This is a genomic window from Arthrobacter sp. lap29, from assembly GCF_032458965.1.
In the GTDB taxonomy this organism is placed as follows: domain Bacteria; phylum Actinomycetota; class Actinomycetes; order Actinomycetales; family Micrococcaceae; genus Specibacter; species Specibacter psychrochitiniphilus.
In genome coordinates this window covers 1-672 of the sequence record NZ_JAUCEK010000045.1, presented here as the reverse complement: position 1 = coordinate 672, position 672 = coordinate 1, and the positions used below count along the sequence as shown (strand labels likewise).

General features: G+C 57.0%; 1 pseudogene. It reads left to right on the top strand.

The features are described from left to right. Window positions 1–55: 55 nt before the first annotated feature. Window positions 56–672 (top strand): annotated as a pseudogene (locus RY113_RS18445) (hypothetical protein); the annotation flags it as partial.

Genomic DNA, 672 nt, shown 5'->3' with positions numbered 1-672 from the left:
AATATTTGTTTGGGTATCTATTGCGTCTTGATTACGGTAAGACTAAAATGGGGGTATGAGTATTCGGGAGCAGGTCCCCGGGGACCGGGGCGGTACAGCCACACAGGATGTGGCTGCGGTCCTTGCCGCGGTGACTGTTCCTTCTATTGAACCCTTTGGCACTGACACGCCAGTATTGGTGGGCTTACCGTTGTATATCCCTATCCCGGTTCCTGATCCTGAACCGGCGTCCGTGGTGGGGATCGCTCGTGAGGTGTATGACCAAGGCCTGCACGCGCTGGGTGTGTTGAAGAAACTCGAGGACGCGCTCAGCGCTTGTAAGGCCTCGTTAGTGGCCCGGGTTGTGGGGGCTGCCGGAGTGGAAGCCGGGGTGATCGGGTTGGATTCTTGGCAGCGTGGAGTGATGGAATCCTCCGCGTTGACACATCTTGGGCTGGTTCTGGGCATCCCGGAACGTACTGCTGCAGTGTTAGCTCACCACAGTACTGAACTGGTTGACTCCCACCCGCGGGTCCTTGCCGGGCTAAGTAATGGCCTGTTTTCCTTCCGTCACGCCACGGTCATGATGGACGAGTTCGGTACCTTGAATGAGCACGGCGATATCAGCGATGAGAAGCTATTGCTCTTCGAGGACCGGTTGTTGAAGCTGGTCTTGAACACGACCGTGGCGTG